Raw genomic sequence first — 24304 nt, forward strand, 5'->3', positions numbered from 1 at the left:
GCTCCCGAAGGCGAGCGGGTAGCTCGCAGAAGGCACCGGCGCGCCGCCCGTCATTCCACGCGGAAGAGTCGCATGGAGGTGCCGGGAATGGGAAGGATGTCGCCCGGGGCGAACACCTCGCCATCGGCATCCGGGCGGTCGTCGGCACTCGACCACAGCGAGACGAAGCGCGTCGCGTCCTCGAGCTCCTCGGGGAGGCGCACATCGATCGGTGACTCGGTGCCATGCACGATGAGGAGGATCCGATTGGCTGCCTCACGATCGGGGGTCGAGGCAGCGACGTACTGCAGCGTTCGGTTCCCGGGGTCCGTCCACTGCTCGCTCTCCATAGTCTCGCCGTTCTGGTCGAACCAGTCCATGACGGACGCGTTGGGGATGTGCTCGCCGAGTCGGGCATACCGGCTCGGCCGCAGAGCGGGGTTCTCGGAACGGAGCCGGATGAGCCGAGCGACGTGCGCGCGCAGATCCTCCTGCCACGGCTCTTCGTCCCATCCGAGCCAGGTCATCGACGAGTCCTGGGCGTAGGCGTTGTTGTTGCCGCGCTGGGTGCGTCCCACCTCATCGCCGGCGGTGAGCATCGGGATCCCCGCAGACAGCAGCAAGGTGCCGAGCAGGTTGCGCATCGCCTTCCGACGGGCGGCGAGGATTGCCGGGTCGTCGGTCGGCCCCTCGATGCCGTGATTGAACGCGCGGTTCATGTCGGCGCCGTCGCGGTTCTGCTCCCCGTTCGCCTCGTTGTGCTTGACGTCATACGACACGAGGTCATGCAGGGTGAACCCGTCGTGCGCAGTGACGAAGTTGATGCTCGCGAGCGGGCCCCGTTCGTCGGCGAAGGTGTTGGAGGAGCCTGCGAGACGCGTGGCGAAGCCGCCGATGCCGACGGGAGCGGAGGCGCGGCGCGCGTAGTCGATGTCACTCAGCCAGAAGTTGCGCACGCGGTCGCGGTAACGATCGTTCCACTCCAGCCAGCCCGCGGGGAAGTTCCCCGTCTGCCAGCCGCCCATGCCGACGTCCCACGGCTCGGCGATGAGCTTCGTCTCCTTGAGGATCGGATCGTTCGCGATTGCCGTGAGCAGCGGGTGATCAGGGGTGTATGTGTGCGAGGCGTCGCGGGCGATCGCTGCGGCGAGGTCGAACCGGAATCCGTCGATCTGCATCTCCTGCGCCCAATACCGGAGCGAGTCGAGCACGAGTCGGGCGCCGGCATCGGTCGAGGTGTCGAGCGTGTTGCCGCAGCCCGTCGTGTCGATGTACGCGCCGGACGCATCCTGTCGGTAGTAGCTGGCGTTGTCGATGCCGCGCAGACTCGAGCGAGGGCCGCCGAGGCCTTCTTCCGAGGTGTGGTTGTAGACGACGTCGAGGATGACCTCGAGTCCTGCCTCGTGGAGCAGACGCACCATGCCCTTGAACTCGGCGAGAACGGCCTCAGGGCCGCCCTTGCGTGCGTCCTCGGACGCGTAGGCGTTGTGCGGTGTGAAGAAGTTGAGTGTGTTGTAGCCCCAGTAGTTCGTGAGGCCGCGCTCGAGCAACCGGGGTTCCGGCACGAACGCCTGAACGGGGAGCAGCTCGATCGAGGTGATGCCGAGCGAGTGGAAGTACTCGATCATGGCCGGGTGGGCGAGTCCGGCGTACGTGCCGTGCAGAGCGGGTGGTACATCCGGGTGTCGTTTGGTCAGGCCCTTCAGATGCCCCTCGTAGATCACGGTCCGATCGAGCGGGATTCGCGGCTTGACGGAGTCGCCCCAGTCGAACCCGTCGACGATCACGACCGAGCGCCACTCCTCGTAGCCGTCGCCTTGGGCAAGACCACGGGCATAGGGATCGAGCAGGAGTGTCTCGGGGTTGAACGTGTTCCCCGGACCGTGCGGGCCTCCGACGCGGATCGCGTATCGGGTGCCCGGTCGGAGCAGTTCGGTGGTCACCTCCCAGATACCGCCGGGAAGGCGGGCGAGGTCGACCTGATCGACCACCCAGTCGAGGTCGGTGGCATCGAAGACGACGAGCTCTATGGAGGACGCGTTCTGCGACCAGACGCGGAGGGTACCGACGCCGTCGTGAAGGCGAACGCCGAGGTTGTCGAGTGCAGTACCGCCGGGCACGGTGATGTCTCGGATCGCGGGCATGAGTACACACTAGAGGTCTGCACTCGGGTCCCAGGACACCGAGCACTCAGTTCCATGTGCGCACCGACAGCGCGAAAATGGGGGAGAGTTGAGGGATGCGGCACTATCTCGATCACGCGGCTACGACACCGATGCGTCCAGAAGCGCGTCAGGCGTGGGTCGACGCGAGCGCGATCGTGGGCAACGCGTCGTCGACGCACAGCGCGGGGCAGGGGGCCCGGCGTCTGCTCGAGGAGGCGCGAGAGCGCTCGGCTGCTGTGCTCGCCTGCGATCCCATCGAAGTCGTCTTCACCTCTGGTGGCACGGAGTCGATCAATCTCGCGTTGCAGGGACTGTGGCAGGCGCGTCAGCCGGGGACAGATGCCATCGTGATGCCGGATGCCGAGCATCACGCCACCATGGATACCGTCGAGGCGCTGATCGGGGCGGGAGCGCTGCTCCGTGCTGTACCGGTATATCGCACAGCGGAGATCGACTCGGGGGAATTCGCGGCTCAGCTTCCGGGTGCGGCGCTGGCCACTGCGCTGGTCGCCAACAACGAGGCGGGGACGATCAACGACGCCGCGAAGCTGTCCTCGTCTGCCGCGGCTAGTCTCGTTCCCCTCCACTTCGATGCTGTGTCGGCGCTCGGTCATCTTCCGCTCTCCTTCCGAGCGCTGAGGGGCGATGCCCCGGATGCGGTCGGTCTCGTGGCGATGAGCGTCGCAGGACACAAGATCGGGGCGCCTGTCGGCGTCGGTGCGTTGGTCGTCGCTCGCTCCGCCCGGCTCTCGGCGCTCCTTCGCGGGGGCGCGCAGCAGAGAGGCCTCCGTGCGGGGACGCAAGACGTCGCAGGGGCAGCGGCGTTCGCCACGGCTATCGAACTCGCCGAGTCGGAGCGGGAGTCGGAGTCGACTCGACTGGCGGCTCTGCGCGATCGGCTGATCTCCGGCATCCTGACCCGGGTGCCCGACGCAGTGCTGCTGGGCGACTCCTCGCGGCGGCTCCCGGGAAACGCGCACGTCCTGTTCCCCGGCGCGGTGGGGGAGAGCCTGCTGTTCCTGCTCGACATGGCGGGGATCGCCGCATCGACCGGATCGGCGTGTCAGGCGGGGGTCGCAGAGCCGTCGCACGTGGTGATGGCCATGGGACGCAGCGAGCAGGATGCACGCAGCGTGCTCCGCTTCTCGCTGGGCCGAACCTCGACGGACGTTGACGTCGACGCGGTACTCGCGTCGATCGCCGACGCCTATGCGAGGGCTTCCGGCGCCGGCTCAGCTGCACGCTCGTAGACTGGTCGTATGAGGATTCTTGCGGCCATGAGTGGCGGGGTGGACTCCGCAGTCGCGGCCGCGCGTGCCGTGGAAGCGGGGCATGACGTCGTCGGAGTGCATCTCGCGCTGTCCCGTGCAGGCGGCACCCTCCGCACCGGAAGCAGAGGCTGCTGCACCATCGAGGACGCGCTCGATGCGCGCCGCGCAGCAGATCTCCTCGGAATCCCCTTCTACGTCTGGGACTTCTCAGAGCGGTTCCGTGAAGACGTGATCGCCGACTTCGTGTCGGAGTACCAGGCGGGGCGCACTCCCAACCCCTGTATGCGCTGCAACGAGAAGATCAAGTTCGCGGCTCTTCTCGAGCGGGCGATCGAGCTCGGCTTCGACGCGGTGTGCACGGGGCACTACGCCACCCTCGTTCCCACCGAGGCGGGCCTCGAGCTTCATCGCGCGGCTGACAATGCGAAGGATCAGTCCTACGTGCTCGGCGTGCTGACGGCCGAGCAGCTGGCTCACACCTACTTCCCCCTGGGCACGACACCGTCGAAGGCCGTCGTCAGAGCAGAGGCCGCGGAGCGCGGGCTGACTGTCGCGCAGAAGCCCGACAGCCACGACATCTGCTTCATCCCCGACGGCGACACGCGCGGTTGGCTGGCTGAGAAGGTGGGCACCGCGACGGGTGAGATCGTCGACCGCACGGGTGAGGTGGTGGGCGCGCACGAGGGTGCCCATGCCTTCACAGTGGGGCAACGTCGCGGGCTCAAGCTCGGTGTTCCGGCGGCGGACGGCAAGCCGCGATTCGTCCTCGAAGTGCGTCCGGTCTCGAACACGGTCGTGGTCGGGCCGAAGGAGGCGCTCGCGATCCGCGAGATAGCGGGTGAGAGATTCAGCTGGGCGGGAGCAGCTCCCGTGGACACCGAGTTCGACTGCGAGGTGCAGATCCGTGCTCATGCCGAACCCGAGGTCGCTCGGGCGTTCGTCTCGTCCGACGGCGTGCGAGTCGTACCCGAGGAGCCGTTGAACGGGGTCGCGCCGGGGCAGACAGCGGTACTGTACGTCGGCACTCGCGTGCTCGGTCAGTTCACGATCGACCGCACGGTGTCTGCGGTACCGGTCGACGCGTAGCGCCTCCCTCGGGATGTCGGTGGCCGCTCGTAGACTTGCGGGGTGCCGGAGAACATCTCGTTGGAAGACGCCCGTGTCGAAGCGGACGAGCTGACCAATCGCATCCTCGAAGCGAAGGACGCGTACTACGGGCGCGACACATCACTGGTCGATGACGCGACGTATGACGGCTGGATGCGCAGGCTCGAAGAGCTCGAACGCCTGCACCCCGAGCTCCAGGGGCAGGACTCGCCCACGCAGATGGTGGGCGCCGCCGAAGCCACTGGCCTGGCGACGATCGAGCACGCCGAGCGGATGCTGAGCCTCGACAACGTGTTCTCCATCGATGAGTTGAGGGAATGGGCAGCGAAGACACGGGCCTCGGCAGGCCGCGACGTCGACTGGTTGACCGAGCTCAAGATCGACGGTCTCGCGATCAACCTCCGCTATGAGAACGGCCGACTGACCTCGGCGGCGACGCGTGGCGACGGCCGCGTCGGCGAGATCGTCACCGAGAACGCGCTGCGGCTGCCCGAGATCCCTCTCGAGCTCGCCGGCACGGGCCACCCTTCGATCGTCGAAGTACGCGGTGAGGTGTTCATCCCGGTCGCCGCGTTCGAGCGTCTGAACGCGGCTCAGGCCGAGTTCCGCGAGCGAGCCTACGACGACGCGTACGCGCGATGGGAGGCACGAGCCGGGGCGAAGAAGTCCTTCGACGAAGAGAAGGCCAGAACGGCCGCCGCCCGTCGATTCCCCTCTTTCGCCAACCCGCGGAACGCGGCGAGCGGTGGCCTCCGGCAGCAGATAGATAAGAAGAACGGTCTCGAGCTCGAGGCGGGGATGCTGCGCATCGAATCGCTCGCTCTCTACGTGCACGGAATAGGCGCGTGGCAGAACCCACCCGTCGCGGCGCAGAGCCAGGTGTACGAGCAGCTCGCAGAGTGGGGTCTGCCGACGAGCCCTCACACCAAGGTCTGCACGAGCGTCGACGAGGTCGCCGCGTTCGTCGAGTACTTCGGCGAGCACCGCCACGACATCGAGCATGAACTCGATGGCATCGTCGTCAAGGTCGATGAGCTCTCTCTGCACGATGAACTCGGAGCCACGAGCCGTGCTCCGCGCTGGGCGATCGCCTACAAGTACCCGCCGGAAGAGGTGCAGACGAAGCTCCTCGACATCGTCGTCTCGGTCGGCCGCACAGGCAGGGCCACGCCGTTCGCGGTGATGGCTCCCGCGCAGGTGGCTGGCTCGGTGGTGAGGCAGGCGACGCTCCACAACAAGGACGTCGTGAAGGCGAAGGGCGTGCTCATCGGCGACACGGTCGTGCTGCGCAAAGCGGGCGACGTCATTCCCGAGGTGCTCGGTCCCGTGGTAGACAAGCGCGACGGCACGGAGCGCGAGTTCGTGATGCCCGTGGAGTGCCCCGAGTGCGGCACTCCGCTGCGTCCGATGAAAGAGGGGGACATCGACCTGCGGTGTCCGAACGCGCGATCGTGTCCTGCGCAGGTGCGCGGTCGCGTCGAGCACATCGGGTCACGGGGCGCGCTCGATATCGAGGCTCTCGGCGAGGTCACTGCCGCGGCGCTCACCCAGCCGACGTCGCCGGCCGTCCCGCCCCTCGAGACCGAGGCAGGACTCTTCGCGCTCACGCTCGAAGAGATCGTGCCGATCGAGCTGTTCGTCCGCGACGCCGAGACGGGGCTGCCGAAGGAGGACGATGACGGGCTGGTGAAGACACGAGCGCCGTTCCGCCGCAATCCCACGGCAGCAGAGAGGAAATCCGGCCTCGAGGGGCCGCAGCCGTCGTCGCAGGCCCTCACCCTCCTGGCCGAGCTCGAGAAGGCGAAGACGAAGGACCTGTGGCGACTTCTCGTGTCGCTCAACATCCGTCATGTCGGACCCGTTGCTGCACGAGCACTCGCGCAGTGGTTCGGCTCCCTCGATGCCATCCGCGCAGCCTCCCGCGACGAGCTCGCTGCGGTCGAGGGGGTCGGAGGCATCATCGCCGACTCGCTGCTCGCGTGGTTCGAAGTCGACTGGCACCAGGAGATCGTGCATCGGTGGGCCGAAGCCGGAGTCCAGTGGTCCACGCCAGGGCACCCGGGCCCGGGTGCGGCGGTGGTCGAAGGCGGCGTGCTGGAGGGGCTCACCGTCGTCGCGACGGGCTCGCTCGACGGCTACACGCGTGACGGCGCGCAGGAGGCCATCATCAAGGCGGGCGGCAAGGCGGCATCGAGCGTCTCCAAGAAGACCGACTTCGTCGCGGCGGGGCCGGGGGCGGGGTCGAAGCTCGGCAAGGCCGAGGAACTCGGCATCCGAATCCTCGACGCCGCCCAGTTTCACGTGCTCGTGACCGAAGGACCGGGCGCGCTGGGATGAAGCGCTACGGACCGTTGATCGTCGTTCCCGGCGCGCTGGCCGTCGGCGATCCGGGCAGGCACCATCTGCGTCTGACGCCCGACGCGCTGCTCTTCCGGGAAGGCAGTGAGAATCGCGGCATCGTCCCGTGGACCGAGGTCGAACGGGTGCTGCTCGACGTGCCCGTGACGCGGTTCCGGCTGCCGGGGCTCGTCAGCACCATCGTGATCGGTGCGCTGACGTTCCTCGCTCTCTCCGATCTCGGAATGGACCCCGACGACGGCACGGTCGACGTGCTGATCGATGGGGAATCGACCAGCGCCCCCTTGAGTCGTCACCATGTCGGTGGGTACTGGGCTCCCACAGTCGACGGCGCCCACAGACTGCTGCAGCACCTCATCGACCACCCGGAGCAGCGATCGCTGCTCGCCCGTCCGGAGTCACTCCTGGATGTCGCCGCGCGCCTGGCGCGCAGTGGGGCGACAGGAGCGTCAGGCGCCTGACGCGATCACGCTTCCGTCATGTGCTGTTGTCAGCGTCGTCGGCCGCTCTGTCCATCCACTTCAAGCGCGCCAGACCCTGAACATCGTTCGGGGTCTCGCGCGCTCGATGTGCATGTGGCGGATCAGTCCTTGTGGCGCGGCTTGCGGAACGGCTTCTCGCCGCGGTCGTCGGTGCGCGCCGGACGGTCGTTGCGGTCGTACCGCGAACGCTCGTCGCGGCTGCCCGCAGAATCACGCGGTCCGTCGTTGCGTCGGGATGCCGGGCCGCGGTCGGGCTTGATCTCGATCAGTCGACCCGAGATGCGGGTGTCCCTGAGCTTGTCGAGCACCGAGGAGTCGAGATTCGCGGGCAACTCGACCACCGTGAAGTCCGGCCGGATGTTGATGGCGCCGAAGTCGTCGCGGCCGAGGCCGCCCTCGTTGGCGAGTGCGCCGACGATCTGACGAGGCTCGACGCGGTGACGGCGACCGACCTCGATGCGGTAGGGCTTGTAGTCGCCCCGTCCCCGGCGCTCGCGAGGCTCGCGGGTCTCGCGCTGGTCACGGGTGTTGCGTTCGCGCGGCGGACGGTTGTCGAACTCGACGGCCTTCGTCAGCGGGTCATCCGACGGGTCGAGCAGCAGCGGAGTGTCACCCTGTGCGACGACCGCGAGCGCTGCGGCCACATCGGCCTCCGGCACGTCGTGGTTGCGCACATAGTGGGCGATGATGTCGCGGAACTTCTCGATCCGCGGGCCGTCGCCGAGCGCGGTGGTGATCGCATCGTCGAAACGCGCGAGACGCGTGGTGTTGACGTCGTCCATGCTCGGCAACTGCATCTGCGTCGGCTGCTGGCGGGTCGCCTTCTCGATCGACTTGAGCAGGTAACGCTCGCGCGGGGTGATGAAGCTGATCGCGTCACCCTTGCGTCCAGCACGTCCGGTGCGGCCGATGCGGTGCACGTAGGACTCGGTGTCGGTGGGAATGTCGAAGTTGATGACATGGCTGATGCGCTCGACGTCGAGACCGCGGGCTGCGACGTCCGTCGCCACGAGGATGTCGAGCTTGCCGTCCTTGAGCTGGTTCACGCTGCGCTCACGCTGCACCTGCGCCACATCGCCGTTGATCGCGGTGGCCGAGTATCCACGGGCACGCAGCTTCTCGGCGAGCGTCTCTGTCTCGTTCTTGGTGCGGACGAAGACGATCATGCCGTCGAAGTTCTCGACCTCGAGGATGCGCGTCAGCGCATCGACCTTCTGCGCGTACGACACCACGAGGTAGCGCTGCGTGATGTTCGTGCCCGTCGCGGTCTTCGACTTGATGCTGATCTCTTCGGGCTCGCGCAGGTACTTCTGAGCGAGGCGGCGGATCTGCGGGGGCATCGTCGCGGAGAACAGGGCGACCTGCTTCTCGGCGGGTGTCTGCGCGAGGATCTGTTCGACGTCTTCAGCGAAGCCCATCTTGAGCATCTCATCGGCCTCATCGAGCACCAGGTACTGCAGCTGCGACAGGTCGAGCGTGCCCTTGGCGAGGTGGTCCATGATGCGACCGGGGGTTCCGACGATCACGTGAACGCCGCGCCGGAGAGCCGACAGCTGGACGCCGTAGCCCTGGCCGCCGTAGACAGGCAGCACGTGCACGCCCTTCATCTTCGACGCGTACGACTCGAAGGCCTCGCAGACCTGCAGGGCGAGTTCACGCGTCGGCGCGAGCACCAGCGCTTGAGGCGTCTTCTGCGAGACGTCGAGGCGCTCCAGCACAGGGAGCGCGAAGGCCGCGGTCTTTCCCGTTCCGGTCTGCGCCATGCCGACGACATCACGGCCCGACAGGAGAGTCGGGATCGTCGCGGCCTGGATGGGGGAGGGGGTCTCGTAGCCGAGGTCGCGGATCGCCTTGAGGACGGGTCCGGTGATACCGAGTTCCTCGAATCCAGGGGTCTCGGGGGTTTCGGTGGATACAGCGTCTTCAGGGGTCACTGATCAAGGGTAGCGCGTCCCGGGTTCCCGCGCCTGTGAGGGCGCCCTCAGGACCCGGAGCTCAGAGCGAGGAGCTTCTCCTTGACCTGCCGCCGAAGGACCTTTCCGATCAGGGACTTCGGCAGTTCGTCCACGACGAAGACACGGCGAGGCACCTTGTAAGGGGTGAGGATCCGGCGCGCATGCTCGCGGATCGCCTCGACGTCCACGTCCGTACCCGGATCCACGACGATCGCTGCGACGACCTCTTCGCCGGAGTGCTCGCTGGGCAGGCCGACCACCGCGGCATCCGCGACCTGCGGGTGCTGTCGCAGCGCGTTCTCCACCTCGGTCGGAGCGACATTGAAGCCACCGGTGATGATGAGCTCCTTGATGCGGTCGACGATGCGGATGAATCCCGCATCGTCGATCGTCACGATGTCGCCGGTGCGGAACCAGTCGTCGACGAAGACGGCCTCGGTCTCCTCCGGTTTGCCGTAGTACCCCGAGAACACCTGCGGACCGCGCACGAGGAGTTCGCCCGCTGCGCCGGGCGTGACATCGACGGTCGGGTTCTCGGGATCGACCACTCGGCACTCGGTGCCGGGTAGAGGAAGCCCGACTGTGCCGGGCACCCGGTTGTCCGCGACGGGATTCGCCATCAGGACGGGGGAGCACTCGCTGAGCCCATAGCCTTCGACGAGGAAGCCGTGCGTCGCGGCCTCGAACGGAACCACCAGCTCGTGCGGCAGCGCCATCGCCCCGGAGATCGCGACCTCGATGCCGTCGAGTGACACGCCCTTGGTATCGGCAGCCGTGAGAAGCCGATCTGCGATCGGGGGCACGAGCGGAAGGAACGTCGCCGGATGCTTCTTCATCACATCGAGCACGAGGTCCGGATCGAATTTCGGGAACAGCACGAGTCGTGCACCCATCGACATCGCGAAGGTCAGGCACAGAGTGAGGCCGTACGCGTGGAACATCGGCAGCACCGCGTACACGACGCAGCCTTTTCCGCGCTGGATGGACGGCACCCAGGCTTGCGACTGGGCGGCGTTCGCGAGCAGATTCCCATGGGTCAGCGCGGCGCCCTTCGGGGTGCCCGTGGTGCCGGAGGTGTACTGGATGATGGCCAGATCCCCGGTCGTCGGCTTCAGGTGGGTCGCCGGAATGGGGGACGACTGCACGAGCGAGTCCCAAGTGACGGTTCCGCGGACGCGTTCGGTGAGCGCCGCGCGCGACTCGCGTGCTTTGGCCACGGGCAGTCGCAACGCCACGCGGGTGAGGAGAGGCATCGCCCGGGTGACGTCGACGGAGATGAGGTTCGTCACCGCGAGGTCGACGGGGAACTCCTGCACCGTCGAGACGACCTTGTTCCAGACGATCGCGTGCTTCGCCCCGTGGTCCTCGAACTGCTTCCGCAGCTCGCGCGGCGTGTAGAGCGGGTTGTGTTCGACCACCACGGCACCGAGCCGGAGCACCGCGTAGAACGCGATGATGTGCTGCGGGCAGTTCGGCAGGACGATCGCCACCGGATCGCCCGCGCGCACGCCCAGGTCGCGCAGACCCTCGGCGGCGCGGTCGATCGCATCCTGCAGCTGTGCATAGGTCGTCTCGCGGCCGAAGAACTCCAGCGCGGGGGCGTCCGGGTAGTCGCGAGCGGAGGCCGCGACGATGTCGATCAGCGATCCCGATACAGGGGCGAGGTCGTCGGGGACGCCGTCGGCGTAGCTGGCGATCCATGGGCGGGGAGGCTGGTACGAGCTCACCTGCCCAGCATAGGACCGGCCCCGCGCGACTGCGGGGAGACGACGGGCACGGCAACTAGACTTGGGTCGTGTCTGAAATCACCCCTGATCTTGTGCGCCATCTCGGCGTGCTCGCGCGCATCCAGCTCAACGACGACGAGGTGACCCGCTTGACGGGCCAGCTCGATGCCATCGTCGACAACATCGCGAAGGTGTCCGAGGTCGCAAGCCCGGACGTCGCCGCGACGAGTCATCCGATCCCGCTGAGCAACGTCTACCGCCCCGATGTGGTGGGCGAGACGCTCACGCACGAACAGGTGCTCCAGAACGCGCCGGACCAGGCCGATGGCCGGTTCCGCGTCACCGCGATCCTGGGAGAAGAACAGTGAGCGACATCATCCGGATGACCGCAGCCGAGCTTGCGGACAAGCTCACCAGTCGTGAGATCTCCAGCGTCGAGGCCACGCGTGCGCACCTCGATCGCATCGCCGCCGTGGACGGCGATGTGCACGCGTTCCTGCACGTGAACGAGGGCGCGCTCGACGCCGCAGCGGCCGTCGACGCCAGGCGGGCGGCGGGCGAGCAGCTCGGTCCCATCGCCGGTGTCCCGCTCGCCATCAAGGACGTGCTGGTCACGACCGACCAGCCGACCACCAGCGGTTCGCGGATTCTCGAGGGCTACCGCTCGCCGTATGACGCGACCGTCGTCGCGCGCTCGCGCGCTGCGGGGCTCATCCCGCTCGGCAAGACGAACATGGATGAGTTCGCCATGGGGTCGTCCACCGAGCACTCCGCCTACGGCCCCACCCGCAACCCGTGGGACCTCGATCGGATTCCCGGAGGCTCCGGCGGTGGGTCGGCTGCGGCTGTCGCCGCGTTCGAGGCTCCGCTGGCGCTCGGCTCAGACACCGGCGGGTCCATCCGTCAGCCCGCGCACGTGACCGGCACCGTGGGCGTGAAGCCCACCTATGGCGGTGTCAGCCGCTACGGCGCCATCGCACTCGCCTCCAGCCTCGATCAGGTCGGACCCGTGACGCGCACCGTGCTCGACGCAGGCCTGCTGCACGACGCGATCGGCGGTCACGACCCGAAGGACTCGACGTCGCTGCGCGACGAGTGGCCCTCGTTCGCGGATGCCGCCCGCGAGGGTGCACGCGGAGACGTGCTCAAGGGACTCAAGGTCGGCGTCATCCGGGAGCTGCCCGACAGCGGCTTCCAGCCCGGCGTCGCCGAGTCGTTCCGCAGCGCTCTCGCGCTGATGGAGGCTCAGGGTGCCGAGATCGTCGAGATCGGCGCACCGCACTTCGAGTACGGCGTCGCTGCGTACTACCTGATCCTCCCCGCCGAGGCATCCAGCAACCTCGCGAAGTTCGATTCCGTGCGCTTCGGCATGCGAGTCACGCCTGACGGCAACCCCACGGTCGAGGACGTGATGTCCGCCACGCGCGATGCCGGTTTCGGCGACGAGGTCAAGCGACGGATCATCCTCGGCACCTATGCCCTGTCGGCCGGCTACTACGACGCCTACTACGGCAGCGCCCAGAAGGTCCGCACGCTCATTCAGCAGGACTTCGCGAACGCGTTCGCCGAGGTCGACATCATCGCGACTCCGTCGGCTCCGACGACCGCGTTCAAGATCGGCGAGAAGATCGACGATCCGCTGCAGATGTACCTCAACGACATCACGACGATCCCGGTGAACCTCGCCGGCGTCCCGGGGATCTCGATTCCCAGCGGCCTCGCGGCAGAGGACGGGCTGCCTGTCGGCATCCAGTTCATCGCCCCGGCCAGAGAGGACGCGCGACTCTACAAGGTCGGCGCTGCGGTCGAGACGCTCCTCGTCGATTCGTGGGGAGCACCGCTCCTCACGCGTGCACCCCAGCTCGTGGGAGGGACCCGCTGATGGCCACCGCCAAGCTCATGGACTTCGACAAGGCGCTCGAGCTGTTCGAGCCCGTCCTCGGGTTCGAGGTGCACGTCGAGCTGAACACCAACACGAAGATGTTCTCCGACGCGCCGAACCCGGCGAACGAGGCCTATCACGCAGCCGAGCCGAACACGCTGATCGCACCGGTCGACCTCGGGCTGCCCGGATCGCTGCCCGTCGTGAACGAGACCGCGATCCGCTCGTCGATCAGTCTCGGTCTCGCACTCGGCTGCTCGATCGCCCCGTCGAGCCGCTTCGCGCGGAAGAACTACTTCTACCCCGACCTCGGGAAGAACTACCAGATCTCGCAGTACGACGAGCCGATCGCGTTCGAGGGCGAGGTCGAGGTCGAGCTCGAAGACGGAACCATCGTGCAGATCCCGATCGAGCGCGCGCACATGGAAGAGGACGCCGGAAAGCTCACCCACATGGGAGGTGCCACCGGACGCATCCAGGGCGCCGAGTACTCGCTCGTCGACTACAACCGCGCAGGCGTCCCGCTCGTCGAGATCGTCACCAAGGTCATCTTCGGCACCGAGCACCGCGCTCCCGAGGTGGCCAAGGCATACGTCGCGACCATCCGCGACATCGTGCGCAGTCTCGGTATCTCGGAAGCCCGCTTGGAGCGCGGCAACCTCCGATGCGATGCCAACATCTCGCTGCGCCCTCGCGGCCAGGAGAAGCTCGGCACGCGCACCGAGACGAAGAACGTCAACTCGATGCGCTCGGTCGAGCGCGCCGTGCGTTACGAGATCCAGCGGCAGGCGCAGATCCTCGCCGACGGCGGCACGATCACGCAGGAGACCCGGCACTGGCACGAGGACACAGGCACGACCTCGCCCGGTCGTCCCAAGTCGGATGCCGATGACTACCGGTACTTCCCCGAGCCCGATCTGCTCCCCGTGGAGCCTGCTGCCGAGCTGATCGAAGAGCTCCGGGCGCAGCTTCCCGAACAGCCTGTGGCTCGGCGCCGCCGCCTGATGGCCGAGTGGGGGTTCACCGACCTGGAGTTCCAGGACGTGCGGAACGGTGGACTCCTGGAGGTCGTCGAGGCGACGATCGCAGCCGGGGCGACCCCTGCCACTGCACGCAAATGGTGGACGGGTGAGATCAGTCGCCTCGCGAACACGCAGGAGAAGGATGCCACCGAGCTGATCTCCCCTGAGAACGTGGCGGCGCTGCAGAAGCTCGTCGACGCCGGGACACTCACCGACAAGCTGGCTCGCCAGGTGCTCGAGGGAGTCATCGCCGGCGAGGGAACGCCGCAGGAGGTCGTGGACACCCGCGGACTCGCCGTCGTCTCGGATGATGGCGCACTGATCGCCGCTATCGACGACGCGCTCGCGGCTCAGCCGGACGTGCTCGCCAAGATCAAGGACGGCAAGGTCCAAGCGGCCGGAGCCGTGATCGGCGCGGTGATGAAGGCGATGAAGGGCCAGGCGGACGCAGCTCGAGTCCGCGAACTCGTCCTCGAGCGCGCTGCGAAGTGACAGGATCCCCCGGACCCCATGTCTGAGGTCCGGGGGAGAATGGTCTCATGGGACACGGTGACGGCAGAGGGCGCATCGTGTCGTCTGCCGATGCCGACGACACCGGCGCGAGCATCCTGCACGTCGACATGGACGCGTTCTATGCGGCGGTCGAGGTCCTCGACGATCCGAGCCTTCGCGGCCTCCCTCTGATCATCGGGTCACCCGATGGTCGATCGGTGGTCTCCAGCGCCTCCTATGAGGCGCGTCGCTACGGCGTGCGTGCGGCGATGCCGGTGTCGCAGGCGCTGCGCCTCTGCCCTTCGGCCCGCATCGTTCCTCCGCACTTCCATCGCTATCAGGCGGTCTCGCGTCAGGTGATGGCGATCTTCGAGTCCTTCACCCCACTGGTCGAGCCGCTGTCGGTCGACGAGGCTTTTCTCGACGTCCGCGGTGTCCGGCGGCTCTGGGGCAGTCCTGCGCGTATCGCGCAACTCGTTCGCGAGCGGGTGCAGGACGAAGTGGGCATCACGTGCAGCGTCGGAGTCGCGGCCACGAAGCATGTGGCGAAGATGGCCTCGACCGTCTCGAAGCCCGATGGCATGCTCATCGTCGCGGCCGCCGACACTCAAGACTTCCTCGATCCGCGCCCGGTGCGCTCTATGTGGGGCGTGGGGCCGAAGGCAGCCGAAGCACTGGAGGCGCGCGGAATCCGCACGGTGCGCGACATCCGCACCTCGTCTCAGGCGATGCTCGACCGTGCCGTCGGACCGGCCCTGAGCGCGCGTCTCGCAGAACTCGCGCGGGGGGAGGACCCGCGCTCGGTCGAGACGGAGCGTGTCGAGAAGAGCATCGGGCATGAGGAGACGTTCGACACCGACATCTCGGACCGATCTCTTCTGAGGGCAGAGCTCCTGCGCCTGGCCGACCGCGTCGCAGCACGCCTGCGAAAAGCCGAATGGGAGACGGCGACGGTCGCGATCAAGATCAGGTTCGACGACTTCCGCACCATCAGTCGATCGCAGACGCTCTCCGAGCCCACCGCGGTCGGCCAGCGCATCGGCGAGGCTGCCCAGGCGCTCTTCGACCAGATCGAACGACGGGATCCCGTGCGTCTGGTCGGAGTGCGCGCTGAGAAGCTTCGGCCGGCCGGAGGCGGTGGTTTCGGCCTCTGGGATGACGACGAGGACTGGCGGCGGGTCGAGGGTGCGGTCGACGACGCCGTCGCACGATTCGGCACGGCCACGATCAGCCGCGCGCGCCACATCGGTCGCAGCGACGGGCGTGGTGCCGCACAGCATCCCCGGGCTCACGGACTGGATTGACCCTTCTCGCGATCGATTCCTGGGCTAGCGTGGAGCCATGCCCAACATTGCATTGGAACTCGGAAAGCAGGCCGCCTCGTTCGGCGTGAAGAGCGCGTACGGCGAGCCGCAGGATGTCGACGGCGTGAGCATCACTCCGGTGGCGTTCACCTACTCAGGATTCGGCGGAGGAAGCGGTGACGGCGCCGAGGGCGGCGGCGGAGGCGGCGTGTCGGTGCCGGTCGGCGTCTACGTACGCCGTGAGGAGGGACTCCGCTTCGAGCCCAACATCGTGATGCTGCTCGTCGTCGCGGTACCGTTCGTCTGGGTGACCGGACGCGCGTTCTCTCGCATCATCCGTGCCCTCAAGAAGTGACGACCCGGTCGCTGTCGCCCTCGAGCGTGCCGCGACTCTGATCGTCGACGACATCCACACGCTCGCGGCGGCGAACCCTGTCGTCCTGATCGACGGCCGCAGCGGGGCGGGGAAGACGACTCTCGCACGTATGCTCGTCGCGCGCTGGCCGATCGCTGGTCGGGTGCAGCTCGTCGCTCTGGACTCGATCTACCCCGGGTGGGACGGGCTCCGAGAAGGATCGGAGCGTGCACTGGACGGTATCCTCCGCCCGCACGGCCGAGGGTATCTCGGCGAATGGCGACGATGGGACTGGGAGAGCGGTGCGGAGGCCGAGACTCATGCAGTGGACCCTGCTCTCGGGGTTCTCCTCGAGGGGAGTGGGATCCTCACGCCTGCAACCGCTGCGATCGCGGATGTCCGCGTCTGGATCGAGTCCGCCGAGGCCGGTCGCAAGGCGCGAGCGCTGGCGCGCGACGGAGACACGTATCGCCCTCACTGGGAACGCTGGGCTCAGCAGGAGGACGATCACATCGTGCGCGATGATCCCCGCGCACTCGCGACCCGGATCATCGAGGTGCCGTAGTTCTACAGAAGTTCGTCGGCCGCGTCGATGATGAGTTCGAGACGGTATCCGAGCCAGTCGTAGACTCCGAACCTCGGGTCATCGGGATCATGGTCATCATCGTTCTCGATACCGAGTCGGTCGGCGATGACGAGACGAAGCGCGGTGAGCGTGCGCATCCAGGAGTCGACGTCCGACGGGGGTATGTCGAGGTCGTGTTCCGTGAACGCGGCGCTCTGCGACATCTCGCCGAGGTCACCGCGCATGCCTACGAGCGCGGAGCGGACGATATCGGCGTCCAGCGCGCGTCGATCGAGCAGGTCATCTCTCGTCGCGTCGCGGAAGGCGCGGGACGAATCCTCATCTGCGGGGTAGGGATCGGGAACCAGCCGGGCGACCGCGGGGTCGTCGATGTCACGGTGCGCTCCGACGAGTTCGCGGAAATCGTCGACCAGTTGAGCGAGCTGTGCGCCCTCGACCCGAGCCATGCGGATCCGCACCATCGACTCGCTCATCTCGCAGCCTTCCGCACGGTGGCCCACAGTCCGTAGTCGTGCATCGCCTGGGCGTGCACCTCCATCGTCTCGCGCGGCCCCGTCGCCACGATCGCCTGCCCGTCGTGGTGGACCTGGCGCATGAGCATGGTCGCGCGCTCCAGGGAGTAGCCGAAGTATGTGCGGAACACTCGCACGACATAGCTCATCAGGTTGACAGGGTCGTTCCACACGACGACCTCCCATGGTTCGAGCGGAGCCGCCGAGAGCTCGACGAGTTCTTCCACATCGGGCGTCGCGAGAGGACTCATGCCCACCCCAACGTGTGGAGCTGCTCGTCGTCGATGCCGTAGAAGTGCGCGATCTCGTGCACCAGGGTCGTGTGGATCTCGTCGCGCAGCTCGTCCTCCGTCTCGCATGCAGCCAGGTGAGGCTCACGGTAGACGACGATTCGGTCGGGGAGCTCGCCGGAGCCGTACTGCGTGCGTTCGGTCAGCGCCAGTCCGTCGTAGAGCCCGAGCAGGTCGAGGCTTCCGTCTTCAGGGCGATCCTCGACGACGAACACCACGTTCTCCAGCCCCTCGACCATCTCATCGGGCAGCCGATCGAGCTCGTCGATCACGAGCTCTTCGAAGTCCGTCGCATCCATTTCCATCAGGTCCAGCCTATTGCCGGGTGGGGGAGGGTTGCCTCAGTGCAGGAAGACGAGGAGACCGGCGACGGCGATGAAGAGGAATCCGAAGACGCTGTTCAGAATCCGCTGTCCGCGCGCCGATCGCGTGAGCCGGCGGAACGGTCGGGCCGCCGTCGCGAAGAATCCCCACATCACCATGATGTCGACGATGAGGACCGTGCCGATGAGAGTGAGGTACTGGGGGAGCTGGGGTTCATCCAGCCGGATGAACTGCGGGATGAACGCGAGAAAGAACACGATTGCCTTCGGGTTGAGGAGGTTCACCCAGAATCCCCGTCTGATCATCGACCAGTGGTCTTCGCGAAGGTCGATGGTCGGCCCGTCGTCATCAGCGGGGAGCTTCGGTCTGGTGAGGATCAGACGTATCCCGAGGAAGATCAGGTACGCCGCACCGGCGTATCTGATCACGTTGAACAGCACCTCTGACTGCGACACGACGAGTCCCACGCCCGCCGCGACGATGACCACGTGCACGATGAGAGCGAGCTGCTGTCCGAGGATTCCCCAGATAGAGCGCCGCCAGCCCTGGCTCAGGGCATTCGACATCGTGTTGATGGCGCCGGCTCCCGGCGTGAAGCTGATCACCACGCAGGCGGTCAGAAGCGAGAACCACACTGCGAGCGACACTCCGCAATCCTATGGGTGGCTCACCGTGCCTCGATCACCTGCGTAGGGGTGAGTGCGCGAAACGGTCGTGAATCAGAGAAGGTCCGAGTCTCTCGACTCGGACCTTCTCCGTGTGGGGTGAGTAACGGGACTCGAACCCGCGACATCCGGCACCACAAGCCAGCGCTCTACCAGCTGAGCTATACCCACCATGTGCCGATCATGATCGGCAACCAGACGAGTCTATTACATGTTCGGAGTGAACTCTGACACGGTGCGTGCGGCGATGTCGCGAGCATCGTCGCTCGAGGGCCCGGGCTCGTCGACGAAGACCGCCTCGCGGTAGTACCGCAGCTCGCGGATGGACTCGAGAATGTCTGCGAGAGCGCGGTGTCCACCGTCTTTCGCGGGTGCCTGGAAGAAGACGCGGGGGTACCACCGCCGGGACAGCTCTTTGATGCTCGAGACGTCGACGTTGCGGTAGTGGAGCCACTGGTCGACCTGGCTCATGTACTTGGCCAGGAACATCCGGTCTGTGCCGATCGTGTTGCCGGCGAGTGGAGCCTTGCGTTCGACCGGGGCAAACCGCTTGATGTAGGCGAGGGTCTGCGCTTCGGCCTCGGCCAGTGACACCCCATGAGGGATCTCGGTGATGAGCCCTGAGGTCTCGTGCATCTTCGTCACGAAGTCGTTCATGTTCTCAAGGGCTGCACTGCTCGGACGAATGACTATCTGGAAGCCAGGGTCGACCGGACGGAGCTCGAAATCAGTGACGACGACGGCGATCTCGATGAGCTCATCGACGGCCAGATCGAGTCCGGTCATCTCGCAATCGATCCAGACGAGGCGGTCGTTTTCTGAGGCAGATACCATTTCGCCATCCTATCGACGGGTCTGACATCCGAGTCGGGCGCGGTACGGTAGATCTGTGCGCCTCCGTAGCTCAGGGGATAGAGCAGGAGCCTTCTAATCTCTTGGTCGCAGGTTCGAATCCTGCCGGGGGCACCATCACCTGAACCGGCCAGCGAACTCACCCGTTGCGCAGCGCGGCGACCGCATCGTCCGCGCTCCAGAAGTCGCCGACGAGTCGGAACGACGCAGTTGCGAGGTGCAGGCGCTCTGCCCGGTAGCGAACCCCGAGTGGATCCGGGACGAGGCGCAGGTGCCCGAGGACTCTCGCTCTCGCGTCTTGAACCCGCCACAGGTGGGCGGACGCGCGGACGAGGTGCTCCTTCTTGGTCGACAGCTGCGGTGTCGCGTAGGGAACCTCGGGCGTGGACATGATCATGGTGGCAGACATCGAATCTCCTTTCATGGTTCGAACGTATGACCGACCACCGACATTGCGCGCCTGGGGCGAGGACCACCCCCGACGCAGTCCTCCTCCACAAAAGGACGCCGATCCGAGTTGCTCACGATGCCCGTGTTACCGGCATCGGCGAGGGGTCGACAGGGCGCACTCTGAGGTGATCCGGACGCACGCTCCGGGCACAGAGGAGAGAAACATGCATGACACAGTGACCATCGTCGGCAACGTCGCCACCGATCCCACTCAGGGCCGAACCACCAGTGGGATTCCCGTCACGAACTTCCGACTCGCGAGCACGCATCGGCGATTCGACGAAGCGACGCAGACGTGGGTCGACGTGACCACGAACTGGTATTCGGTCGCGGCCTTTCGTCAGCTGGCGGAACACGCGAAAGTCTCGCTGCGGTCTGGTGACAGCGTGATCGTGACAGGCAGGATGAAGATCCGCGCCTGGGAGAACAACGGCAAACAGGGCACGAGTGTCGACATCGACGCCGACGCGATCGGCCACGACCTCCGGTGGGGTACGACCGCATATCGCCGAAGTGCACGCTCGTCCGTCGACGCCTCGCACAGGGACGCTGGGGCGACGGATCCGCGCGACGTCAGCGGGCAGCCTTCACACTCGAGTGACGACGTGGCGGACATCGACACGTCATGGGCAGCGAGAGACGGCGAGTTCTCGGGTGTCGAAGATGGCTTCGCGGACTCCTCTGTTCCAGGGCCGACCACTTTCTGAATGCCGCCACCGGATGACGCGGGCGCGCAGGACACTCAGGAGTGCGCTCGAACGCGTGCGGAGGAGCAGGCCCCTAGACTCGGTTTCGTGCTTCGACGACCGGACTCCTCCGCATCGCGCGCGGCGATCGCCACAGGAGTCGCCGCGACGCTGGTGGTGCTGTTGACCTCGTGCGGCCCGCCCGCACCGCCCACGCCGGGGCCCACCGACGCTGTTGTGGACCCCAGCCCGTCGGCTTCACCTTCGGCCCCCGTGTACGCCGCAGACGGCACTGCGGAAGACAACCTGCCGCTCTTCGCGGCCGTGACCGGCAGTGTCTGGGCGTCAGACCAGCGGGCCTCGGGCCGCGCATACATCGACGCGTTGACGGCCGCGGGGTTCGATCGTGCAGCCATGCAGGTGACCCAGGACGTCACGACGGTAGGGAATCCTGTCGAGAGCCTGATGTTCGCCGTGCGCTGGGGAGACGCGGAGTGCCTCGTCGGTCAGGTGGGTCCGTCGACGGGCGAACCCGTCACGGTCGTGATGCCCCAGCTGGCCGAGGGCCGTTGCCTCGTCGGGACGACGCGAGCGATCGACTGGTGACACCCCGTGTCCCGGCCACGAGTCGCGACTCGCTCACCCGTGTCTTCAGAGGCCGCACCGGCGTTCGGTAGCGCCCTCCGCGATCGCCGGTAGGCTGGAGTGTCGATCTTCGACGCCAACAGAAGGAGCGGTTTTCGGTGGCTGAGTACATCTACTCGATGGTTCGTGCGCGCAAGGCGGTGGGCGACAAGCTCATCCTCGACGACGTCACGATGGCGTTCCTCCCCGGTGCCAAGATCGGAATGGTGGGTCCGAACGGCGCCGGTAAGTCGACGATCCTCAAGATCATGGCCGGCATGGACACGCCGTCGAACGGTGAGGCGAAGCTGTCTCCCGGTTTCTCTGTGGGCATCCTGATGCAGGAGCCCGAGCTCGACGAGACCAAGACGGTGATCGAGAACATCCAGGACGGCATCGCCATCAAGGCGAAGGTGGACCGGTTCAACGAGATCTCCATGCTCATGGCAGATCCCGATGCCGACTTCGACTCGCTCCTCGCCGAGATGGGCACTCTGCAGGAGGAGATCGACGCCGCGGACGGCTGGGACCTCGACTCGCAGCTCGAGCAGGCGATGGACGCCCTGCGCACGCCACCGGGGGACGCGGCGATCGCCCCGCTCTCCGGCGGTGAGAAGCGACGCGTCGCGCTCGCGAAGCTCCTCCTGCAGAAGCCCGATCTGCTGCTGCTCGATGAGCCGACCAACCACCTCGACGCGGAGAGCGTGCTCTGGCTCGAGCAGCACCTCCAGGCCTACAAGGGCGCCGTCATCGCCATCACACACGACCGGTACTTCCTCGACCACGTCGCAGAGTGGATCGCCGAAGTCGACCGCGGACGCCTGATCGGCTACGAGGGCAACTACTCGACTTACCTGGAGAAGAAGGGCGAACGCCTCGAGATCCAGGGCAAGAAGGACGCGAAGCTCGCCAAGCGCCTCAAGGAGGAGCTGGAGTGGGTCCGGTCCAGCGCGAAGGGTCGTCAGACCAAGTCGAAGGCTCGACTCGCGCGTTACGAGGAGATGGCGACGGAGGCTGAGCGGACCAGGAAGCTGGACTTCGAGGAGATCTCGATTCCCGCGGGACCGCGTCTCGGAAGCATCGTGATCGATGCGAAGAAGCTTCAGAAGGGCTTCGACGGCCGAGTGCTCATCGATGGGCTCAGCTTCAATCTGCCGCCGAACGGGATCGTCGGCGTGATCGGACCCAACGGTGTGGGTAAGACGACCCTGTTCAAGACGATCGTCGGCCTGGAGCCGCTCGACGGCGGCGACCTCAAGATCGGCGAGACGGTCAAGATCAGCTACGTCGATCAGTCGCGCTCGAACATCGATCCCGACAAGACGCTGTGGGAGGTCGTCTCCGACGGCCTCGACGTCATCACCGTGGGCAAGACGGAGATCCCCTCGCGAGCGTACGTCTCTAAGTTCGGGTTCAAGGGTCCGGACCAGCAGAAGAAGGCGGGTGTGCTCTCCGGTGGTGAGCGCAACCGTCTGAACCTGGCCCTCACCCTCAAGGAGGGGGGCAACCTGCTTCTCCTCGACGAGCCCACCAACGACCTGGACGTCGAGACGCTCAGCTCACTCGAGAACGCGCTTCTCGAGTTCCCGGGCTGCGCCGTGGTCATCACCCACGACCGGTGGTTCCTCGACCGCATCGCGACCCACATCCTCGCGTACGAGGGCACCGACGAGAATCCCGCTCAGTGGTATTGGTTCGAGGGCAACTTCGAGGCTTACGAGGAGAACAAGATCCAGCGCCTCGGAGCCGACGCGGCCAAGCCGCACCGGTCGACGCACCGCAAGCTGACGCGCGACTGATCGCTCGATGTCCGACCTGACACCGGGGCCCCGGCTGCACATTCCGATCCACCTCCGCTGGGGCGATCTGGACGCATTCAATCACGTCAACAACACCTCGATGCTGAAGCTCCTCGAGGAGGCGCGCGTGCGCGCGTTCTGGCGTGCGGGTCCCGGTGAGCAGGCGCCGTCGACAGCCGTGCTCGACTCAGGCATCGACGAGGGCACGCTGACGCTGATCGCCCGGCAGGAGATCGAGTACCTCGCTCCGGTGCCGTATCAGCGGCGACCGCTCGAAGTGCAGATGTGGTTCGGCAAGCTCGGCGGCTCCAGCGTCGAGGTCTGCTACGAGGTGCACAACGACCCCGCGGCCGAGCCACGCACGATCTATGCCAGGTCGACCGCCATCATCGTGCTCGTGGATGCCAAGACGGGCCGGCCCACCCGGCTGACGCCCGAGATGCGCGACGCGTGGGAGCCATACGTCGGCCCCTCGATCGAGTACACCCACCGCTGACCCGAAGGCGCCATGTCAGGCCGCGGCCGGCACCCGGACCATGATCTCCTGCGCCACGGAAGCGACAAGGTCGCCCGACTGCGTGTAGATGCGTCCCTGTGCGAGACCGCGGCCGCCTCGAGCGTTGGGCGACTCCTGCAGGTAGAGCAGCCACTCGTCGACGCGAGCAGGTCGGTGCCACCACATCGCGTGGTCGAGACTCGCCACTTTCAACCCGGGAAGCCCCCAGTACACGCCATGGGCGCGCAGGATGGACTCCTGGATCGTCATATCGCTCAGATAAGCCAGAGCCGCTCGGTGAATGCGCTGGTCGTCCGGGAGCGGCGCCTTCATGCGCATCCACACGCCCTGGCGAGGCACGCGGGAATCCTCGCTCGGCAGGAACAGCGGTGAGTCGATATGACGCACGTCAGCAGCGCGATCGCTGAGCATACGGACCACGCCGGACGGCAGCCCGTCGACGCGCTGCTCATCAGGCAGCAGAGAGTCCGGCCCGGGAATCCCTTCGGGCATGGGAACCGCGTGCTCGATGCCCGGATCCTCGTCCTGGAAGGAGGCGATCATGGAGAAGATCGGCACACCGTTCTGATAAGCCTGCGATCGACGCGTGGAGAAGGAGCGGCCGTCGTGGATACGGTCGACGGCGATCGTGATGCCCTGGCTCGCGTCCCCGGGCCGAAGGAAGTACCCGTGCATGGAATGCACTGCGCGATCCTCCGGAAGCGTCCGTTCCGCAGCGAGGAGGCTCTGCGCCAGCACCTGGCCACCGTAGATCCGCCCTGAGGGCATCGGATGGGAAGAGCCGATGAAGATGTCCTCGGTGGTGCGGGCCTGAGTCGAATCGAGGTCCAGCACGTCGAGGAGCTGAGCGACGGTGCGAATCGCGTGGGTGTCGGCGGTCATGACGTCCTTTCCGCGACT

The 24304-nt window shown here is 66.6% G+C and carries 24 protein-coding genes and 2 tRNA genes; 15 read left to right on the forward strand and 11 right to left on the reverse strand.

The features are described from left to right. Positions 1-50: 50 nt before the first annotated feature. On the reverse strand, positions 51-2123 hold the full coding sequence (glgX, locus tag QMA07_RS09305) for a glycogen debranching protein GlgX (protein ID WP_290161292.1): 2073 nt from the start codon (positions 2121-2123) through the stop codon (positions 51-53). 95 nt (positions 2124-2218) lie between these two features. On the opposite strand from glgX, the gene QMA07_RS09310 reads away from it, so the two are divergent. From QMA07_RS09310 to QMA07_RS09325, 4 genes are read left to right on the forward strand one after another with little or no spacing between them, the layout of a single operon-like run. Then, a complete protein-coding gene (locus tag QMA07_RS09310; protein WP_290161294.1) occupies positions 2219-3394 on the forward strand; it encodes a cysteine desulfurase family protein in 1176 nt (391 codons plus the stop codon). 9 nt (positions 3395-3403) lie between these two features. After that, positions 3404-4501, forward strand: coding sequence for a tRNA 2-thiouridine(34) synthase MnmA (gene mnmA / locus QMA07_RS09315; protein ID WP_290161295.1), 1098 nt, complete (start codon positions 3404-3406; stop codon positions 4499-4501). A 42-nt stretch (positions 4502-4543) separates the two neighbouring features. Continuing rightward, a complete protein-coding gene (gene ligA, locus QMA07_RS09320) occupies positions 4544-6859 on the forward strand; it encodes an NAD-dependent DNA ligase LigA (RefSeq protein ID WP_290161296.1) in 2316 nt (771 codons plus the stop codon). Next, positions 6856-7341 carry a hypothetical protein gene (locus tag QMA07_RS09325; protein WP_290161297.1) on the forward strand — a complete coding sequence of 162 codons (486 nt, stop codon included), beginning with the start codon at positions 6856-6858 and terminating at the stop codon, positions 7339-7341. Before ligA ends, QMA07_RS09325 begins: the two co-directional genes overlap by 4 nt. A gap of 122 nt (positions 7342-7463) precedes the next feature. On the opposite strand, the gene QMA07_RS09330 is transcribed toward QMA07_RS09325, so the two are convergent. After that, complete coding sequence (locus tag QMA07_RS09330) at positions 7464-9296, reverse strand: DEAD/DEAH box helicase (RefSeq protein ID WP_290161298.1); 1833 nt, start codon at positions 9294-9296, stop codon at positions 7464-7466. 47 nt (positions 9297-9343) lie between these two features. Continuing rightward, positions 9344-11044: a long-chain-fatty-acid--CoA ligase gene (locus QMA07_RS09335; protein WP_290161299.1), complete on the reverse strand. Its 1701-nt coding sequence runs from the start codon at positions 11042-11044 to the stop codon at positions 9344-9346. A gap of 68 nt (positions 11045-11112) precedes the next feature. Between QMA07_RS09335 and gatC the strand changes: the two genes are divergently transcribed. Genes gatC through QMA07_RS09365 form a run of 6 tightly spaced genes read left to right on the forward strand, consistent with a single transcriptional unit; the run spans position 11113 to position 16664 of the window. Beyond that, entirely contained in the window at positions 11113-11412 is a 300-nt protein-coding gene (gene gatC, locus QMA07_RS09340) for an Asp-tRNA(Asn)/Glu-tRNA(Gln) amidotransferase subunit GatC (protein WP_042536743.1), read from the forward strand. Then, the gene (gene gatA, locus QMA07_RS09345) at positions 11409-12926 is read left to right on the forward strand and encodes an Asp-tRNA(Asn)/Glu-tRNA(Gln) amidotransferase subunit GatA (protein ID WP_290161300.1); all 1518 of its coding nucleotides are present in this window, start codon (positions 11409-11411) and stop codon (positions 12924-12926) included. The genes gatC and gatA overlap by 4 nt, the downstream gene beginning before the upstream one ends. After that, the gene (gene gatB / locus QMA07_RS09350) at positions 12926-14440 is read left to right on the forward strand and encodes an Asp-tRNA(Asn)/Glu-tRNA(Gln) amidotransferase subunit GatB (protein WP_290161301.1); all 1515 of its coding nucleotides are present in this window, start codon (positions 12926-12928) and stop codon (positions 14438-14440) included. Before gatA ends, gatB begins: the two co-directional genes overlap by 1 nt. A 47-nt stretch (positions 14441-14487) precedes the next feature. Continuing rightward, a complete protein-coding gene (dinB, locus tag QMA07_RS09355; protein WP_290161302.1) occupies positions 14488-15744 on the forward strand; it encodes a DNA polymerase IV in 1257 nt (418 codons plus the stop codon). A gap of 37 nt (positions 15745-15781) precedes the next feature. Further along, positions 15782-16099: a hypothetical protein gene (locus QMA07_RS09360; RefSeq protein WP_290161303.1), complete on the forward strand. Its 318-nt coding sequence runs from the start codon at positions 15782-15784 to the stop codon at positions 16097-16099. Next, a complete protein-coding gene (locus QMA07_RS09365; protein WP_290161304.1) occupies positions 16083-16664 on the forward strand; it encodes a hypothetical protein in 582 nt (193 codons plus the stop codon). The genes QMA07_RS09360 and QMA07_RS09365 overlap by 17 nt, the downstream gene beginning before the upstream one ends. Positions 16665-16666: 2 nt before the next feature. Here the strand turns inward: QMA07_RS09365 and QMA07_RS09370 are convergent, their stop codons facing one another. From QMA07_RS09370 to orn, 6 genes are all read right to left on the reverse strand, one after another. Continuing rightward, the gene (locus QMA07_RS09370; protein WP_290161305.1) at positions 16667-17158 is read right to left on the reverse strand and encodes a DUF2017 family protein; all 492 of its coding nucleotides are present in this window, start codon (positions 17156-17158) and stop codon (positions 16667-16669) included. Next, positions 17155-17448 carry an ATP-dependent Clp protease adapter ClpS gene (clpS, locus tag QMA07_RS09375; RefSeq protein WP_290161306.1) on the reverse strand — a complete coding sequence of 98 codons (294 nt, stop codon included), beginning with the start codon at positions 17446-17448 and terminating at the stop codon, positions 17155-17157. Before clpS ends, QMA07_RS09370 begins: the two co-directional genes overlap by 4 nt. Beyond that, positions 17445-17792 (reverse strand): metallopeptidase family protein, encoded by a 348-nt coding sequence (locus QMA07_RS09380; protein ID WP_290161307.1) that lies wholly within the window; start codon positions 17790-17792, stop codon positions 17445-17447. The genes clpS and QMA07_RS09380 overlap by 4 nt, the downstream gene beginning before the upstream one ends. A gap of 36 nt (positions 17793-17828) precedes the next feature. Further along, on the reverse strand, positions 17829-18458 hold the full coding sequence (locus tag QMA07_RS09385) for a LysE family transporter (protein WP_290161308.1): 630 nt from the start codon (positions 18456-18458) through the stop codon (positions 17829-17831). A 113-nt stretch (positions 18459-18571) separates the two neighbouring features. Then, positions 18572-18647 (reverse strand) — tRNA-His (locus tag QMA07_RS09390). Positions 18648-18683: 36 nt separating this feature from the next. Beyond that, the gene (gene orn / locus QMA07_RS09395; RefSeq protein ID WP_290161309.1) at positions 18684-19310 is read right to left on the reverse strand and encodes an oligoribonuclease; all 627 of its coding nucleotides are present in this window, start codon (positions 19308-19310) and stop codon (positions 18684-18686) included. Positions 19311-19369: 59 nt separating this feature from the next. Between orn and QMA07_RS09400 the strand changes: the two genes are divergently transcribed. After that, positions 19370-19445: transfer RNA gene (locus QMA07_RS09400), tRNA-Arg, on the forward strand. Positions 19446-19467: 22 nt separating this feature from the next. On the opposite strand, the gene QMA07_RS09405 is transcribed toward QMA07_RS09400, so the two are convergent. Then, positions 19468-19737 (reverse strand): hypothetical protein, encoded by a 270-nt coding sequence (locus QMA07_RS09405; protein WP_290161310.1) that lies wholly within the window; start codon positions 19735-19737, stop codon positions 19468-19470. Positions 19738-19942: 205 nt separating this feature from the next. On the opposite strand from QMA07_RS09405, the gene ssb reads away from it, so the two are divergent. The 4 genes from ssb (at position 19943) to QMA07_RS09425 (ending at position 23383) form a co-directional block, all read left to right on the forward strand. Next, positions 19943-20485 carry a single-stranded DNA-binding protein gene (gene ssb / locus QMA07_RS09410; protein ID WP_290161311.1) on the forward strand — a complete coding sequence of 181 codons (543 nt, stop codon included), beginning with the start codon at positions 19943-19945 and terminating at the stop codon, positions 20483-20485. 87 nt (positions 20486-20572) lie between these two features. Then, complete coding sequence (locus tag QMA07_RS09415) at positions 20573-21070, forward strand: hypothetical protein (RefSeq protein ID WP_290161312.1); 498 nt, start codon at positions 20573-20575, stop codon at positions 21068-21070. A 137-nt stretch (positions 21071-21207) separates the two neighbouring features. Further along, entirely contained in the window at positions 21208-22887 is a 1680-nt protein-coding gene (ettA, locus tag QMA07_RS09420; protein WP_290161314.1) for an energy-dependent translational throttle protein EttA, read from the forward strand. Positions 22888-22894: 7 nt separating this feature from the next. Continuing rightward, complete coding sequence (locus QMA07_RS09425; protein WP_290161315.1) at positions 22895-23383, forward strand: thioesterase family protein; 489 nt, start codon at positions 22895-22897, stop codon at positions 23381-23383. 15 nt (positions 23384-23398) lie between these two features. Here QMA07_RS09425 and QMA07_RS09430 read toward each other — a convergent pair whose 3' ends face one another. Further along, positions 23399-24286, reverse strand: coding sequence for an acyl-CoA thioesterase II (locus QMA07_RS09430; protein ID WP_290161316.1), 888 nt, complete (start codon positions 24284-24286; stop codon positions 23399-23401). Positions 24287-24304: the final 18 nt, after the last annotated feature.

The sequence above is a fragment of the Microbacterium sp. APC 3901 genome (assembly GCF_030407765.1).
Classification (GTDB): Bacteria; Actinomycetota; Actinomycetes; order Actinomycetales; family Microbacteriaceae; genus Microbacterium.